We start from the raw sequence: 15,320 nt of genomic DNA on the forward strand, positions 1-15,320 counted from the left end.
TCGTCGCCGGGCCGCTCAGCCCGCCACCGGCACCTCGAACCAGAACTCCGTCCTGACGCGCGGCTCGCTGTCGAAGCCGATGCTGCCGCCGTGCGCCTGCACGATGCTGCGGCAGATGTTCAGGCCCAGGCCGGTGCCGCCCTTTTCGCGGCGGTCGCTCGCGTCGGCCTGTGCGAAGCGGCCGAACACGCGCGAGCGGAACGCCGGCGGGATGCCGGGGCCGTGGTCGGTGACGCCCACGCGCGCGTGGCCTTCGTGCACGCGCAGCGCCACCACCACTTCGTCGCCACCCGGCGAGAACTTGGCGGCGTTGGACACCAGGTTCACCACCACCTGCGTGATGCGGTCGGCGTCGACGTGCACCGGCACCGCGTCGTCCGGCGCATCGAAGCGCACCCGCACGCCGAGTTCGGCGGTGTAGGCCGAGGTGTCGTGCAGCGCCCGTTCGACCACGGTGCGCAGGTCCAGCGTCTCCAGCTGCAGCTCGAGCCGGCCCGACGCGATGCGCTCCACGTCCAGCACGTCGTTGATCAGGCGGATCAGCCGTTCGCAGCTGCGCGTGGACATCTCCAGCAGCTGCCGGCCCTGCTCCGACAAGGTGCCCCCGACGCCGCCTGCGAGCAGCCGCAGCGAGCCATAGACCGACGTCAGCGGCGTGCGCAGCTCGTGGGACACCGTCGACACGAACTCGCTCTTGAGGCGGTCGACTTCCTTGCGCCCACGGATGTCGGTCATGAAGGCGCACACGAGGTGCAGGTTGCCCGTGCGCACCACGCCGGCGCGCAGTTCGACCTCGATTTCGCGGCCTTCGCGGTCCACCACGATGCGCTCCAGGGGGGCGCCGCCCAGCGGCATGCGGTCCGTCATCCGGACCAGCTCGAGCGCGCGCTCGGCCGAGGCACGGTAGCGCTCGGGCACGAGCAGCTGGATCACCGGGCGGCCCAGCGCGTCCTCGCGCGGCCAGCCGAACAGCGCCTCGGCGCGCGAATTCCAGTCGGTGATGCGGCCGTCGAGATCGACGGCGATGAAGGGGTCGGGTGCGGATTCGAGGATCGTCTGGATGCGGCCCTCGTTCTCGCGCACGTGCTCGAAGGTCTCGCGCAGGGCCGCGGTGCGCTCCTCGACCCGCCGCTCGAGCGACGCGTTGAGCTCGCGCAGGACGGCGTCGTTCGCCCGCAGGTTCGCCACCATCGACCGCAACGCGCCGCCGAGCTCCGAGACCTCCGCGTACGCGGCGTCGCCGCGCACGGGCATGCCGCCGCCCTGCTCCAGCAATCGCGCGTCGGCCGCCAGGTCGTGCAACGGGCGCGTCACGAGCCGCGCGGTCCACCACCCGAGCGCGCTGAAGGCCGCCGCGACGAGCAGGCCCCAGAGCACCAGGTGCTGCCGCAGGCGCCGCACCGGCTCGTCCGCCACCGCCAGGTCTTCGCGCACCAGCACGCGCCAGCCGAGGCCCTGGTAGCCGCCGTAGCCCGCGTCGCGCGCATAGCCCACGAGATAGTCGCGGCCATCGGGCCAGCGTTCGACGGCATAGCCGCGCGCGTGGCGCGCCGCGTCCAGGCTCGGCAGCGCCACCTTCGTGCCCTCGACGTCCTTCGGCCCCAGGAGCACCGTGCCGTCCTGCGCCACGATCAGCGGCTCGGCCGCCTGGTCGCGGCCCACGGGCAGGAAGATGGCCTTGTGCACGTCCTGCGCCCACGCCCAGGAGAGATGAACGCCCAGCACCTGGCCCGTGTCGGGCACCGGGATCGCGATGTCCACCAGCCGCAGGGGCTGCCCGCCGCGCCCGGGCAGCAGCTTGGCGAGCATCACGGCCTCGTGGACGTCGCCGAGGAACGGCCGCGACCGGCCCTCGCGCCACCAGGGGCGCGCCGAGACGTCGGCGCCCACGAGCACGCCACCGGTGGCGGCCAGCACCTTGCCATGGGCATCCGCGAGGCCGATCCACGCGTACAGCGGGTAGCTGCGCTGCATCGCGTCCAGCTCGGCCTGCAGGCGCGCCGGGTCGCGCAGCTGCGCGATGCGCAGCGCCATCAGTTCGCTTTCCCGGTAGCGCTCGAACATGGCCCGATCGAGCCGGCTGGTCGTCTGGTTCGCGAGTTCGGCCAGGTTGATGCCGATGGTGGAACGCACCTCGGCGCTCGCGGTTCGCTCAGCCACCAGCACCAGCCCCGCCGTCACCAGGATCGACAGCAGCGAGAACGCGATGGCGAGCCAGCGGCCCAGCCCCCAGCGGCGGCGCCCCGGCCCGGGGAGGTCGAGGCTGCCGGCGAGTGTCTGCTGGGCTGTCGTCACGCGCCGATTGTGCGTGATGCGCCGCGCCGCACATCGCGCGGCTGCGGCGGATGACAACTCGCGACGGAGGCGTCCCACAGGGGCGGCGCACGGCCGCGCCAACACTCCGTCGCAAGAAGCACAGGGAGGTCCACCATGCGCCGAGCGGCGTCCAGCAGTCCCCGGGGTCCGGTGCCAGGCATCGGGTTCGTGGCCTTGTGGGCGGCCTGCATGCTCGCCGCTCCCGCCTTCGCGCAGTCCTCGGCCGCCACCGTCAACGCGCTGGCGGATGCCGAGCCGGGTGCCATCCGCTCGGGGCCCCGCGCGCCCAGCCTGTCGCTCACCGCCCGCGAATCCCTCCCCGGCCTGGCCCCCCGCGGCAGCGTGGACGTCGGCGTGCAATGGAGCCACCCGATCGGCGGCCAGCTGGTGGACTTCAGCGCCTGGCGCCGCGTGACGCCGCCGCCGCGGGATGCGCTGTCGCTGATCGAACAGCAGGAATCGACGGTCTACGGCGCGCGCGTCGAGATGAAGCTGGCCCCCGCGAGCAAGAGGCTGTTCGCCGACAAGTTCATCGGCCTGCAGCTCGATAGCGGCGCGCGCATCGGGCTGAAGAAGAGCAACGGCAACCCGACGATCTACTACCGCAACCAGTTTTAGACCAGTGTCACCAGGCGGCCGTCGCCGGTGAGGAAAGCGCCGAGCACCTCGTCCCCGGGGTGCAGCGCCTGGATGGCGGCGACGTAGCGGCGCAACTGCGCCTGCAGCGCGGCGTCGCGCTCGGGATGCGCGGCCGACTTGTGGTCCAGCACCCACCAGCGCCCGTCGTGGTGCCGCACCAGGCGATCGAGGCGCAGCACCTCGCCCGCGTGCACCAGTTCCACTTCGTCGCCTGCCCACGCGACGTGCGCCGGGTCCCACGCCCACGCGCCTTCCCCCGCGAGGATCGCCTGCGCCATCGCGCGTGCTCGCGCCGCCTGCGGAGCGTCGAGGCGGAAGGGCCGCGCCGCACGCGCCAGCGCCGCGCCCGAGGGCAGCGCCACGCCGGCGCCATGCCACTCCAACAGCCGGTGCAGCAGTTCCCCAAGGCGCGAGGCGTCGCTGCCGGTGTCGCGCACCGGCGGGATGGGCAGGTCAACCCGCGGAAGCACGGGCATGGTGAAGTGCTGGTCGGTGCTCGCCCCCTGCGGCAATTCGGGTCCCACGTCCACGGCTTGCGCCAGCGGCGACACGCGCTGCCACCAGCTGCCCGCCGCCGCGCGATAGGGCTCGATCGACGACAGCACCAGTTCGCGCTGGGCGCGGGTCATCGCGACGTACAGGGCGTTGAGCTCCTCCCGGCGCCGGGCGTCGAGTTCGACGGCGAGCGCCTGCACGTTGCAGGCCGGCGAGCGCGATTCGGAGGCGAGGAAGGTGAAGCGGCGCGGGCCTTCGGCTTCGCCCGGCCAGTCGACCAGCACCGTCATCGTCTCGGCGGGTGGCGGTGCGCCATCGGTGTCCAGCAGCAGGACGACCGGCGCCTCGAGGCCCTTGGCTCCATGGACGGTCAGGAGGCGTACCGCGTCCGTCGCCGCGATGCCGGGCCCCTGCACCTGCCCCGCGCGCAAGGCGCGCACGAACGCATACGGGGTCGCGAAGCGGCCGCCTTCGAGTTCCAGCGCCGCCGCGGGCAGCGCCTGCACGTTGGCGAGCACGGCGTCGCGCAAGGCGGGCGGCGCCGCGCGTGCAAAGCGCGCCGGCACGTCGCCATCGTGGTAGATCGCATGCAGCGCGTCATGCGGCGGCAGGCTGCGCACCCAGGGGTGCCAGCGCGCGAGCGAAGCCGCGGCGGCCGCAAGCCCGGCCGGCCAATCCGTTTCGGCCTGCAGCAACTCCAGCCACGGGCGCCGACCACCCGCGGCGTTGGCGCGTGCACGGACCGCGATCTGCGCGAGCGCCGCATCGTCGACGCCGAACAGCGGCGACTTCAGCGCCCGTGCCAGCGACAGGTCGTGCGTGGGCGAGACCAGCACGTCAACCAGCGCCACGAGGTCCTGCACCTCGGGCGCCTCTCCCAGCCGCGTCTTCTCGGGCTGCTGGGCGGGAATGCGCAGTTCGCGAAGCTCGGCTTCGAGGGCCGAGAGGCGGTCGCGCCTGCGCGCCAGCACCAGCAGTTGCGAAGGCTCCAGTCCGCCGGCGAGCCGCTGGGCGATCCAGCGGGCCGCTTGGCGGCATTCGAGCGTGACGAGGCGTTCTTCGGGCGTTTCCCGCGGGATGGCGAGGCTGTCGCGCCAGGTGTCGTCCGCCTCGGCTTGCACCGTGGCTTCCGGCCGCGGGATCACCGGCAGCGACCTCACGACGCCCTGCTCGTTCGACGCCGTGCTGTGGTCGCGGAAGCCGGCGTACTCGCCCGCATCGCGCGCCGTGCCAAGCACCGAATTCACCGCCGCGAGCACGACGGGCGCGTTGCGCCGCGTGTGGTCGCAGCTGAGGCGCTGCCCGCCCAGGCCTTCGACGACGAAGCGCTGGGCCGCCGCGAACACCTGCGGCTCCGCGCGCCGGAAGCGGTAGATGCTCTGCTTGGGATCGCCCACGAGGAACACGCCGGGCGCATGGCCGGCGCCGGCGTACGAGCCGAGCCAGGCATGCATCGCCTGCCACTGCAGCGGGTTGGTGTCCTGGAACTCGTCGACCAGCAGGTGCCGCACGCGGGCGTCGAGGCCTTCCTGCACCCAGCCCGCGAGGACCGGATCGGACAGCAGGCGGTGCGCCGCCTGCTCGACGTCGGCCATGTCGACCCAGCCCTCCTCGCGCTTGAGGGCGGCGTACTCGGCCAGCAGCAGGCGCGTCAGGCGGGCCAGCCGCGTGTGGTGCAGCCAGGCTTCGTGCTGGGCCACGGCTTCGCAGATGCGCAGCGCGAGTGACTGCGCGCCGCGCACGTGCTCGATGCCCGCGAGCTTGTCGTTGAACTTGCGCGGCTCCAGCTTCTGCGTCAGCAGCGCCTGCAGCGCGACGTCGAGGTTGCCCTCGCCGATGGCTTGCTCCAGCTGCGAGCCGCAGGCGGAGAACGTGGGTGCCGAAGCGCGGCCCAGCGCCGCGGCCGCGGGCAACCAGGCCTGGCGTACGGTCGCCAACGCAAGCAGCTGCCGCGGCTCGTCGACGGCCGCGAACTCCGGAAAGCGCTGGTGCCAGTGCTCCACCGAGGCCTCGACGACACCGTCGCGGTCGGCCAGCGCGAACTCGACCCGCTTGGACAGCGCGGCGTGCAACGCCTTGGACAGCATGAAGCGGCCGCACGCAGCGACGCCGGCCTCGTAGTCGGCCCGCGCCTGCGCATCGGCGGCGACGGCGAGATGGAAGCGGCGCCAGACCGCGTCGACGGCTTGCGAGTCGTCCTCGAGCAGCGTGTAGCTGGCCGGCAGGCCCATCGCTTCCAGCGTCGCGAGGGGGGCATGGCGCAGCAGCGCGGCGAACCAGCTGTGGAAGGTGCGGATCTGCACGCCACGCCCGCCTTCGAGCACGCGTGCATGCAGGGTGCGCAGCGGCTCACGCAGGCGTGCGACGTCCGCAGGTGCGACACCGCGCGCGAGCAGCGCCGTGTCGAGGTGCTCGTCGCCGGCCAACGCGAACTCGGCCAGCCACTCCTGCAGGCGCTGGCGCATCTCGCCGGCCGCCTTCTTGGTGAAGGTGATCGCGAGCACCTCGTGCGGCTGCACGCCCTCGAGCAGCGCCCGCACGATGCGCGACACCAGCATCCAGGTCTTGCCCGCGCCGGCGCAGGCCTCGACCGCGACGCTGCGGCGCGGATCGCACGCGATCGCGTAGAACGCCGCCGCATCGACGCGGCGGCCGTCGACCTCGTAGGCGAGCGCCTCAGTCATGCCAGCCGTCCTTGCGGCACAGGCCGCGCGCGGCGCAGAACTCGCAGGCGCGGCCCTCGCCCAGCGCCTGCAACGGCACGCCGTCGGCGATGCGGCCCAGGTCGTGGCGGATGCCGTCCAGCAACGCGTCCCGTGCGGCGACGACGTCGTCCTGCTGCACGCGCACCGTGTCGCCGCGTTCGCCGACGTTGACGTACGCGGCGGCGAGTTCGTCGTCCTCCAGCAGCGCGGCATAGAACGCCAGCTGCGTGTCCTCCTGCGACACCTTCACCCGCTCGCGCGTGGCGTTGAGGCCTTCGGTCTTGTAGTCGATGACCATGCGCCGGCCATCGGGACCGGTGTCGATGCGGTCGATGCGGCCGATCAGCTGCCAGCGTTCCAGCGGCATCGCATGGTCCGTCTCCGCGCTGGCGAAGCGCCAGCCCTGCGCCTCGTGCTGCTGCAGCCAGGCGAGGTAGCCGTCGCGCACCTGCGGCCACGCGGCGCGGTACGGCAGGAATTCGCCATTCGCCAGGCCGAGCCGTCGCGCGGCGGAATCGGCGCAGCGATCGAGCAGCGCGGCGCGGTCCCCGTCCGGCGCCCGCGCGTCCTCTTCGTGGAATTCGCGCAGCACCAGGTGCAGCCAGGTGCCGAAGTCGCGCTTGTCCAGCTCGACGTCGATCTCGTTCGCCTCCTGCAGCCCCAGCTGCCGCAGCGCGAAGAAGCGGTACGGGCAGCGGCGCAGGTCTTCGTAGGCGCTCGCGGACAGGCGCTCGACCGGCAGCGACGACCCGATGGCCTGCGGCTGCGTGATCACCTGCACGTCGAGCGTCGCCAGCTCGCGCGGATCGGCCGCTTCGGCCACGCCGCGGCCCAGCGTCCAGCCCTGCACCAGCGGGCTCGGCAGCACCGGCTCGCCGGCGCCGTCGGCGGTGCGCCAGAGCACGTCGACCAGCGGCATCGCGAGCGCATGGCGCCACGCCAGCGCCTGTTCGCGCGCCAGCGTCTCGCGGGCGGGCAGGCCCAGGGCGGCGCGCTGCGCGCGGGTCCAGGCGCCGGGCGGCTCGGGCGCGGCGGGCAGGCGGGCTTCGTCGCAACCTGCGAGCACCACGGCGGCGAAGTCGCGGGCGACGATCTGCGCGAACGGCAGGATGACGACCTGCGCCTCGCGCGGCGCGGGCGGGATGAAGCTGGCGGATTCGAGCGTGTCGGCCGCCCAGGCGATGAACTCGCCGGCACCGAGGCGGCGCGCGCCTTGCGGCCACTCGCGCCACAGGCCCAGGGAGACGTCGTCGAGGCCGAGGACCTGCAGCACCTGCTGCCCGGCCTCGTCCCGCTGCAACGAGGTCCAGGCACCGGTGGATTGCAGCACCTCGCGCAACACCACCTGCCATTGCGACAGCGCGCGAGGCGCCTGCAGCGATTCACGCCAGCCGTCGACCTGCGGCACGGCGCCCGCCCACGGCGGCGCGTCCTGCGCGAGGCGGGAGACCTCGTGCCAGTCGCGCCAGCCGTTGCGGCGGACGGTGCGCTCCAGCGCGTCGACGCTGAAGGACGCGAGTGCCGGCACGTCCTTGAGCCACTCGAGCACGTCGTCGCTGGCCGCCGTGCGGCGCGAGGCCTGCAGCAGGCCCATCACCTGCGCCGCGGCTCGCGTGGTCGAGAGCTTCCAGCCCGTCTCGTCGCGGACGGACACGCCCCGCACGCCGAGCATCGCGCGGATGCGCCGCGTCAGTCCGCGGTCGATCGCCGCCAGCGCCACCGGGGCACGTCCCGCCTCGAGATGGCGCAGCACGCAGGCTGCGGCGCGCTGCGCTTCGTCCGCCGGATCGGTGCAGGCGTGCAGGCGCACCTCGCCTGCCGCGGCGGCCTCGGGCAGGGGCAGGCGCACCGCCCGGTCGCCGAGCCTGGCGGCGATGGCCTGGGCCAACGGATCGGGCTGCAGGCCCTCGCAGGCGACCAGCAGGTCGACGCCGTTCCAGGCCGCGTCCTCGAAGAGCACGTCGCGGGGATGCCGGGTGGCCAGCGCCCATTCGAGGGCGATGCGGGCGACGGCGGCTTCGAGCGCGAGCACGGGCGCGTCGAGGCCCGCGCTGAGGGCCGGACGCGCCTGCAGCGCCCACGCGTCACGGGCCTGCGGCGGCACGGCAGCGACGCAACCGGCGACTTGCCAGGCGGCGTCGACCAGCCGGCCGGCCAGCACCGAGGCCTTCGCGCCGAGACCGGCGCGCTCGAGCCAGCCACGGGCCGTCACGAGGTCGCGGCCGCGATCGAAGCTGATGTCCTCGGGACCGGGCTCGGCCGCATGCCGCCCCGCGCGGTCCATGGTCGTTTCGAAGCGCGGCGCGAACCCTTCGGGAGACACCTGCGCCCAGTGCCGGCGGGCGATCGGCATGAGCTGCGCATACGGCAGCAGGACGACGGCCCGCGAGGGATGCACCGCGCGCGCATCCAGCTGCTGCCGCACGCGGCCCAGCCACTCGGCCCAGGGCGTCTGCGCGGCTGTGCCTATCACGCCCATAGCGTGTGCTTCCCCCTGCACGCCCTGTGCGCTTTCTTGTCTTCTGCCACAATGACCCGACTGTAGCGGGACACCACCACCGCACGCAGAAAGGAACCACCATGGCCAGCGATCTCATCAAGCACATCACCGACGCGACGTTCGAAAGCGACGTCCTGAAGGCCGACAAGGCCGTGCTCGTCGACTATTGGGCGGAGTGGTGCGGCCCGTGCAAGATGATCGCGCCGATCCTCGACGAGGTGTCCGCCTCGTACCAGGACAAGCTGCAGGTCGCCAAGATGAACGTCGACGAGAACCGCGAGATCCCCGCGAAGTTCGGCATCCGCGGCATCCCGACGCTGATGCTGTTCCAGGGCGGCGAGCTCAAGGCCACCAAGGTCGGCGCCCTGAGCAAGGCGCAACTGACCCAGTTCCTGGACCAGCAACTGGCCTGACCCGGCGCCTGCCGCCGGCCACGCATGGGGCGCCTCGGCGCCCCATCTGTTTTTTTATTGCATAATGACCGTCAATCGCTGACCTGCCTGCGTGAAGCAGGTCAGTTCGAATCCGGTCCGCGGGGCGCCTGTCCCGCACGAGGCCCCTCCCCCGACACCACAACAGCCCCAAGCCGGGGTGCACACCGCAGTCGCAGCCATGCATCTGAACGAACTCAAGGCGCTCCACGTCTCCGAAGTGCTCAAGCAAGCCGATGAACTCGAGATCGAGAACACCGGCCGCATGCGCAAGCAGGAGCTGATGTTCGCGATCATCAAGAAGCGCGCCCGCGCCGGCGAGCAGGTGTTCGCCGACGGCGTGCTGGAGATCCTGCCCGACGGGTTCGGCTTCCTGCGCAGCCCGGACACCAGCTACACGGCGAGCACGGACGACATCTACATCTCGCCCTCGCAGGTGCGCCGCTTCAACCTGCACACCGGCGACATGATCGAAGGTGAAGTCAGGACGCCCAAGGACGGCGAGCGCTACTTCGCGCTGACCAAGCTGGACAAGGTCAACGGCGGGCCGCCGGAGCAGAACAAGCACAAGGTGATGTTCGAGAACCTGACCCCGCTGTTTCCGCGGGAGCAGATGCGCCTCGAGCGTGACAACTTCAAGGGCGAGGAGAACGTCACCTCGCGCATCGTCGACATCATCGCGCCCATCGGCAAGGGCCAGCGCGCGCTGCTGGTGGCGCCGCCCAAGAGCGGCAAGACGGTGATGATGCAGCACATCGCGCACGCCATCGCGGCCAACTACCCGGACAGCTACATGATGGTGCTGCTGGTGGACGAGCGCCCCGAGGAAGTGACCGACATGCAGCGCTCGGTGAAGGCCGAGGTCATCGCCTCCACCTTCGACGAGCCGGCCGCCCGCCACGTGCACGTGGCCGAGATGGTGATCGAGCGCGCCAAGCGCCTGGTCGAACTGAAGAAGGACGTGGTGATCCTGCTGGACTCGATCACCCGCCTGGCCCGCGCCTACAACAACGTCGTGCCGTCCTCGGGCAAGGTGCTCACCGGCGGTGTCGACGCCAACGCGCTGCAGCGTCCCAAGCGCTTCCTGGGCGCGGCGCGCAACGTCGAGGAAGGCGGCTCGCTGACCATCATCGCCACCGCGCTGATCGACACCGGCTCGCGGATGGACGAAGTGATCTTCGAGGAGTTCAAGGGCACGGGCAATTGCGAAATCCACCTGGACCGCCGCCTGTACGAGAAGCGCGTCTTCCCCTCGATCCAGCTCAATCGCTCGGGCACCCGCCGCGAGGAACTGCTGCTGGCGCCCGAGGTGCTGCAGAAGACCCGGATCCTGCGCCAGTTCATGTACAACATGGACGAGATCGAGGCGATGGAGATGGTCCTCAAGTCGATGAAGGCCACCAAGTCGAACGTCGAGTTCTTCGACATGATGCGCCGGGGCGGCTGAGCCACCGGACGGCTATAATGGCGGGCTTTGGCGGAAAGTAGCCCGGACGGTCCGGCGCCGGCTCCCGCAGCAACAGGAAAGACCATGAAAGAAGGCATCCACCCGAATTACCGCGAAGTGCTCTTCGTGGACCTGTCCAACGGCTTCAAGTTCGTCACCCGTTCGTGCGTGAGCACCAAGGAAATGGGCAAGACCGACGACGGCCGCGAGCTGCCGCTGTACAAGCTGGACACGTCCAGCGAGTCGCACCCCTTCTACACCGGCACCCAGAAGTCCGTCAGCGACATGGGCGGCCGCGTCGAGAAGTTCCGCAACCGCTTCGGCATCAAGAAGTAAGCCGCTGCCGGCAGCCGTGCGCTGCCGCCGCGCCTCCGCAAGGGCAGCCCGGGCGACCGCGCTGCCCTTTCGCTTGCCTGTGCCACACTCGCCCGCGTGAACCAGCCCACCCCCGCCATCGTCGCCCAGAGCGCCGTGCGGCGGCTGCCGCGTTGGGCCCTGCTGCTGTTCTGCGCCGCGTACGTGCTGCCGGGATTCATCGGCCGCGACCCGTGGCGCGCGCAGGACGCCACCGCCTTCGGCTACATGCTGGAACTGGCCCGCGGTGCCACCGACTGGCTGGCGCCGCGCATGCTGGGCCAGGCCCCCGAATACGACGCGCTGATGCCCTATTGGCTCGGCGCGTGGGCGATCCGGGCCGCGCCGGCCTGGGTGCCGGCGGACTTCGCCGCCCGCGTGCCCTTCATCGTCCTGCTGGCGCTCACGCTGGCGGCCACCTGGTACGGCGTCTACAACCTGGCGCGCTCGCCGGCGGCGCAACCCGTTCCCTTCGCCTTCGGCGGCGAGGCAGCGCCGAAGGACTACGCCCGCGCGATCGCCGACGGCGGCGTGCTGGCGCTGATCGCCACGCTCGGCCTGATGCAGCTGAGCCACGAGACGACGCCCGCGCTCGCGCAACTCGCCTTCTCCACGCTCGCCTTCTACGGCCTCGCGGCGCTGCCGTTCCGCACCTGGGTGGCCGCGATCGCCGTCGCCATCGCGCTGCCGGCGCTCGCGCTGTCGGGCGCGCCGAGTACCGCACTCCTGCTCGCGGCAGGCGGTGCGGTGTTGTCGGTCGTCGATTGGCCGGCGGAAGAAGATCGCCGCGACTCGTCGTCCGCCCGCTGGTGGTGGGCCGCCGGCCTGCTGCTGCTGGGCGCCGCCGTGGCGCTGCTGGCCGGCAGCCTCGACCTGTGGCGGTGGCGCGTGGAACCCGCGAGCGAGCGGCACTGGGACGCCAGCGTCAAGCTGCTGCTGTGGTTCACCTGGCCCGCGGGCCCGCTGGCGTTGTGGACGGTGTGGCGCTGGCGCCGCCAGCTCGCCAGCCGGCACGTGGCGCTGCCGCTGTGGTTCGCGACGGTCGCGATCGTGTCGACGCTGATGACGCCCTCGTCGGACCGCTCGCTGCTGCTCGGCCTGCCGGCGCTCGCCGCGCTGGCCGTGTTTGCATTGCCCACGCTGCGCCGCAGCGTCTCGTCGCTGATCGACTGGTTCACCCTGCTGTTCTTCACGCTGTGCGCGGTCGTGATCTGGGGCGTGTGGACCTCGCTGCAGACCGGCGTGCCGGCCAAGCCCGCGGCGAACGTGGCACGCCTCGCGCCGGGCTACGTGCCCAGCTTCTCGCTGCTCGCGTTCGTCCTGGCGCTCGCCGGCACGCTCGCCTGGCTGTGGCTGGTGAAGTGGCGCGCCGGCCGCCACCAGTCGGCGCTCTGGAAAAGCCTGGTGCTGCCCGCCGGCGGCTCCGCGCTGTGCTGGCTGCTGGCGATGACGCTGTGGCTGCCGGTGCTGGACTACGCGCGCAGCTACGCCGCCGTGGTGCGCGGCATCTCGCAGTCGATCGCCCCGGGCGCATGCGTCGAGGCGATGGGCATCAGCCGCGCGCATGCAGCTGCCCTGCGCTACCACGGCAACCTGGACCTGCGGACCATCGGCTCCTCGCCGGCCTGCATCTGGCTGATCGTCGGTTCGGACGCCCAGGAACTGCCGGACAAGGCGCGCTGGGACCTTGTCACCACCGTCGGCCGGGCCAACGACCCGCGCGACCAGTTCCACCTGTACCGGCGCAAGAGGCGCTGATGTCCGAGCTGCGCACGATCACCCGGCACGCGGGCACGGTGCTGGTCGGGCAACTCGCCACCATGGCCTTCGCGGTCGCGGACACGGTGATCGCCGGCCGCTACCGGCCCGAGGCGCTCGCGGCCCTGTCCGTGGGTGCGGCGGTGTTCGCCAGTGTCTTCGTCGCGCTGGTGGGCACCTTGCAGGCGCTGCTGCCCGTGTGGGCGGAATTGCGCGGCGCCGGCAAGCAGGCGGAGGTCGGCCGCTCGGTCCGGCAGGCGCTCTACGTCGCCTTCGCCGCCGTGGCCGTCGGCGGCGTCGCCCTGCTCTTCCCCGGCCCGCTGCTGCGGTGGGCCGACGTGCCGATCGCGTTGCAGGACGACGTCGAGCACTACCTGGCGATCCTGGCCATGGCGCTGCCGGCGTCCATGCTGTTTCGCGGCTACTCGACGCTGAACCAGTCGCTCGGGCGGCCGCTGCTCGTCACCTGGCTGCAGCTCGCGTCGCTGGCGGTCAAGGTGCCGCTGTCCATCTGGTTCACCTTCGGCGGCCTCGGCGTGCCGGCGTTGGGGCTGGCCGGCTGCGCGTACGCAACGCTGTGCGTGCAGTGGCTGATGGTGCTCGTGGCCGTGTGGACGCTGCGCACGCACGCCTTCTATGCGCCCTACGAACTGTGGCGCCGGATGGAGCCGCCGCACGGGCCGACGCTGCGTGCCTTCGCGAAGCGGGGCGTGCCAACGGCGTTGGCCGTGCTGGTCGAAGTCACGTCGTTCACGCTGATGGCGCTGCTGATCGCGCGCATGGGCATCGAGGCGTCGGCCGGCCACCAGATCGCGGGCAACGTCGCCGCGTTGATGTACATGACGCCGCTGTCGCTGGCCCTGGCCACGAGTGCGCGCGTGAGCTACTGGCTCGGGGCCGGCGACGAGCGCCAGGCACGGCACGCACTGCGCGTGGGCTACAAGCTGGCGCTGGGCCTCGCCGTCGGCACGTCGTGCGTCATCGCGCTGCTGCACGATCGCATCGCGCACCTGTACGCCGGCGACCGTCCTGCGGTGCTGGCGGTCGCGGGCGGGCTGCTCCTGTGGGTCGCTGTCTACCACGTCGCCGACGCGATGCAGGCGGTGGGCGTGTTCCTGCTGCGCAGCTATGGGGTGGCCACGCGGCCGCTGGTCGTCTACTGCGTGATGCTGTGGGGCGTGGGCCTGGGTGGTGGCTACCTGCTGGCGTATGCGGGCGCGGGCCCCATTGCGCCGCTGAAGACTCCGGCGGCCTTCTGGTCCGCCGGCGCGGTCGCGCTGTTCTTCACCGCCGCCGCGTTCACGGCGTTGCTGTGGCAGGTGGTGCGGGAACGTCGCCCGCCTGGGCGCTGACGGTGCGCAGCCGGGCCGCCGCGAACACGATCGAGAACGTCGAGCCCGTGCCCGGCGTGCTGTGGATGCGCAGTTCGGCGCCGTGGCGCTGCGCCACGTGCTTGACGATCGCCAGCCCCAGGCCCGTGCCGCCGGTTTCCCGCGAGCGGCTGCGGTCCACGCGGTAGAAGCGCTCCGTCAGGCGCGGCAGGTGCTCGCGCGCGATGCCGGGCCCCGTGTCGTCCACCGCGAACTCGCCACGCCCGTCGGCCAGGTCCCGCCAGCGCACGCGGATGTGGCCATTCGCCGGCGTGTAGCGCACCGCATTCGTCACCAGGTTCGACATCGCGCTGAGCAGTTCAGGCGCCGCGCCCGCGAGCTCGCGTCCTTCCACCGCGTCGACGACCAGGTCCTGCTGCTTGCCCAGACCGACGGCCAGCGCGCGTGCCTCCTGCTCGCACTGGGCCAGCAATGCGCCGACCGGGGTCCACTCCCCGGTGCCGGGCAGCGGGCTGCCCTCGAGCCGCGACAGCGTCAGCAAGTCGCTCACCAGCGTCTGCATGCGCTGCGACTGCTGCGCCATCATCGCCAGGTAGCGGGCGCGGTCCGACTCCTCGAGCGGCAGTTGCTGCATGGTCTCGATGAAGCCTGCCAGCACCGTGAGCGGCGTGCGGATCTCGTGCGAGACGTTGGCGACGAAATCGCGGCGCATGGTGTCCGCCTGGTCGATCGCAGTGACGTCGCGCGACAGCAGCAGCTTGCGGCCGCTCCCGTAAGGATGCAGTTGCACCGACAGGCGCCGCGGCACCGCCGCCGCCGGGTCGCGGCCCGGGATGACGACGTCGCGCGAGAAGTCGCCCTGCGCCATGTAGCCGGCGAACGCCGGGTCGCGCACCAGGTTGCCCACCAGTTGCTGCAGGTCGCGCTCCGCATCCAGCCCGAAATGGTCCGCCGCGGTCCCGTTCGACCATTCGATGCGGCCCTCCTCGTCAAGGAGCACGACGCCATTGGGCGACGCCTGGATCGCGGCGAGGAAATCGGTGAGGCGCCGCTCGGCGTCGTCGGCGCGCTGCTCGCGGGTGCGCAGCGCGCGGCGGATCCGTTCGCCGAGTTCGCCCCACAGGCCGCTCGCCAGCGGCGGCTGCGCCACGGCCCCGGCACGCAGCCAGCGCAGGACGCGGGCGCCGCGGCTCGCATCGAGGAGGAACCACGCGAGCGATCCCCCGACCACGCCGAGGCCGACGCCGAGCTCCCGCCCCAGCCACCAGCCCGCGAGCGCAGCCACGAGCAGGGCGAGCAGGAAGGTGCAGGCGCGCCAGAGCATGGACGGATCGTAGGCGACGT

General features: G+C 72.1%; 10 protein-coding genes. 6 read left to right on the forward strand and 4 right to left on the reverse strand.

Annotation, left to right across the window (positions count from 1 at the left end; genetic code table 11):
* Nucleotides 1-15: 15 nt before the first annotated feature.
* A complete protein-coding gene (locus tag I8E28_RS20960) occupies nucleotides 16-2,295 on the reverse strand; it encodes an ATP-binding protein (protein WP_200788541.1) in 2,280 nt (759 codons plus the stop codon).
* Nucleotides 2,296-2,505: 210 nt separating this feature from the next.
* Between I8E28_RS20960 and I8E28_RS13355 the strand changes: the two genes are divergently transcribed.
* Complete coding sequence (locus I8E28_RS13355) at nucleotides 2,506-2,934, forward strand: hypothetical protein (protein ID WP_200788542.1); 429 nt, start codon at nucleotides 2,506-2,508, stop codon at nucleotides 2,932-2,934.
* On the opposite strand, the gene I8E28_RS13360 is transcribed toward I8E28_RS13355, so the two are convergent.
* Nucleotides 2,931-6,134 carry a UvrD-helicase domain-containing protein gene (locus tag I8E28_RS13360; RefSeq protein ID WP_200788543.1) on the reverse strand — a complete coding sequence of 1,068 codons (3,204 nt, stop codon included), beginning with the start codon at nucleotides 6,132-6,134 and terminating at the stop codon, nucleotides 2,931-2,933. The genes I8E28_RS13355 and I8E28_RS13360 overlap by 4 nt on opposite strands.
* Nucleotides 6,127-8,634: a PD-(D/E)XK nuclease family protein gene (locus tag I8E28_RS13365; RefSeq protein WP_200788544.1), complete on the reverse strand. Its 2,508-nt coding sequence runs from the start codon at nucleotides 8,632-8,634 to the stop codon at nucleotides 6,127-6,129. The genes I8E28_RS13360 and I8E28_RS13365 overlap by 8 nt, the downstream gene beginning before the upstream one ends.
* Before the next feature lie 101 nt (nucleotides 8,635-8,735).
* Here I8E28_RS13365 and trxA point away from each other — a divergent pair, with 101 nt between their 5' ends.
* The 5 genes from trxA to I8E28_RS13390 all read left to right on the forward strand — a co-directional run bounded on the left by trxA (nucleotide 8,736) and on the right by I8E28_RS13390 (nucleotide 13,997).
* Complete coding sequence (trxA, locus tag I8E28_RS13370) at nucleotides 8,736-9,068, forward strand: thioredoxin TrxA (protein ID WP_200788545.1); 333 nt, start codon at nucleotides 8,736-8,738, stop codon at nucleotides 9,066-9,068.
* A gap of 199 nt (nucleotides 9,069-9,267) precedes the next feature.
* Nucleotides 9,268-10,533 (forward strand): transcription termination factor Rho, encoded by a 1,266-nt coding sequence (rho, locus tag I8E28_RS13375; protein WP_200788546.1) that lies wholly within the window; start codon nucleotides 9,268-9,270, stop codon nucleotides 10,531-10,533.
* 84 nt (nucleotides 10,534-10,617) lie between these two features.
* Complete coding sequence (locus tag I8E28_RS13380; RefSeq protein WP_200788547.1) at nucleotides 10,618-10,869, forward strand: type B 50S ribosomal protein L31; 252 nt, start codon at nucleotides 10,618-10,620, stop codon at nucleotides 10,867-10,869.
* A gap of 96 nt (nucleotides 10,870-10,965) precedes the next feature.
* Entirely contained in the window at nucleotides 10,966-12,645 is a 1,680-nt protein-coding gene (locus I8E28_RS13385; RefSeq protein ID WP_200788548.1) for a hypothetical protein, read from the forward strand.
* Nucleotides 12,645-13,997, forward strand: coding sequence for an MATE family efflux transporter (locus tag I8E28_RS13390; protein WP_200788549.1), 1,353 nt, complete (start codon nucleotides 12,645-12,647; stop codon nucleotides 13,995-13,997). Before I8E28_RS13385 ends, I8E28_RS13390 begins: the two co-directional genes overlap by 1 nt.
* Here I8E28_RS13390 and phoR read toward each other — a convergent pair.
* On the reverse strand, nucleotides 13,945-15,300 hold the full coding sequence (gene phoR / locus I8E28_RS13395) for a phosphate regulon sensor histidine kinase PhoR (RefSeq protein WP_200788550.1): 1,356 nt from the start codon (nucleotides 15,298-15,300) through the stop codon (nucleotides 13,945-13,947). The genes I8E28_RS13390 and phoR overlap by 53 nt on opposite strands.
* Nucleotides 15,301-15,320 lie beyond the last annotated feature (20 nt).

It is taken from the genome of Ramlibacter algicola, from assembly GCF_016641735.1.
GTDB lineage: Bacteria > Pseudomonadota > Gammaproteobacteria > Burkholderiales > Burkholderiaceae_C > Ramlibacter > Ramlibacter algicola.

Coding starts and splice junctions, on each gene's coding strand:
- I8E28_RS13355 (WP_200788542.1), top strand. CDS start 2,506: ATGCTCGCCGCTCCCGCCTTCGCGCAGTCCTCGGCCGCCACCGTCAAC.
- I8E28_RS13360 (WP_200788543.1), bottom strand. CDS start 6,134: ATGACTGAGGCGCTCGCCTACGAGGTCGACGGCCGCCGCGTCGATGCG.
- I8E28_RS13365 (WP_200788544.1), bottom strand. CDS start 8,634: ATGGGCGTGATAGGCACAGCCGCGCAGACGCCCTGGGCCGAGTGGCTG.
- trxA (WP_200788545.1), top strand. CDS start 8,736: ATGGCCAGCGATCTCATCAAGCACATCACCGACGCGACGTTCGAAAGC.
- rho (WP_200788546.1), top strand. CDS start 9,268: ATGCATCTGAACGAACTCAAGGCGCTCCACGTCTCCGAAGTGCTCAAG.
- I8E28_RS13380 (WP_200788547.1), top strand. CDS start 10,618: ATGAAAGAAGGCATCCACCCGAATTACCGCGAAGTGCTCTTCGTGGAC.
- I8E28_RS13390 (WP_200788549.1), top strand. CDS start 12,645: ATGTCCGAGCTGCGCACGATCACCCGGCACGCGGGCACGGTGCTGGTC.
- phoR (WP_200788550.1), bottom strand. CDS start 15,300: ATGCTCTGGCGCGCCTGCACCTTCCTGCTCGCCCTGCTCGTGGCTGCG.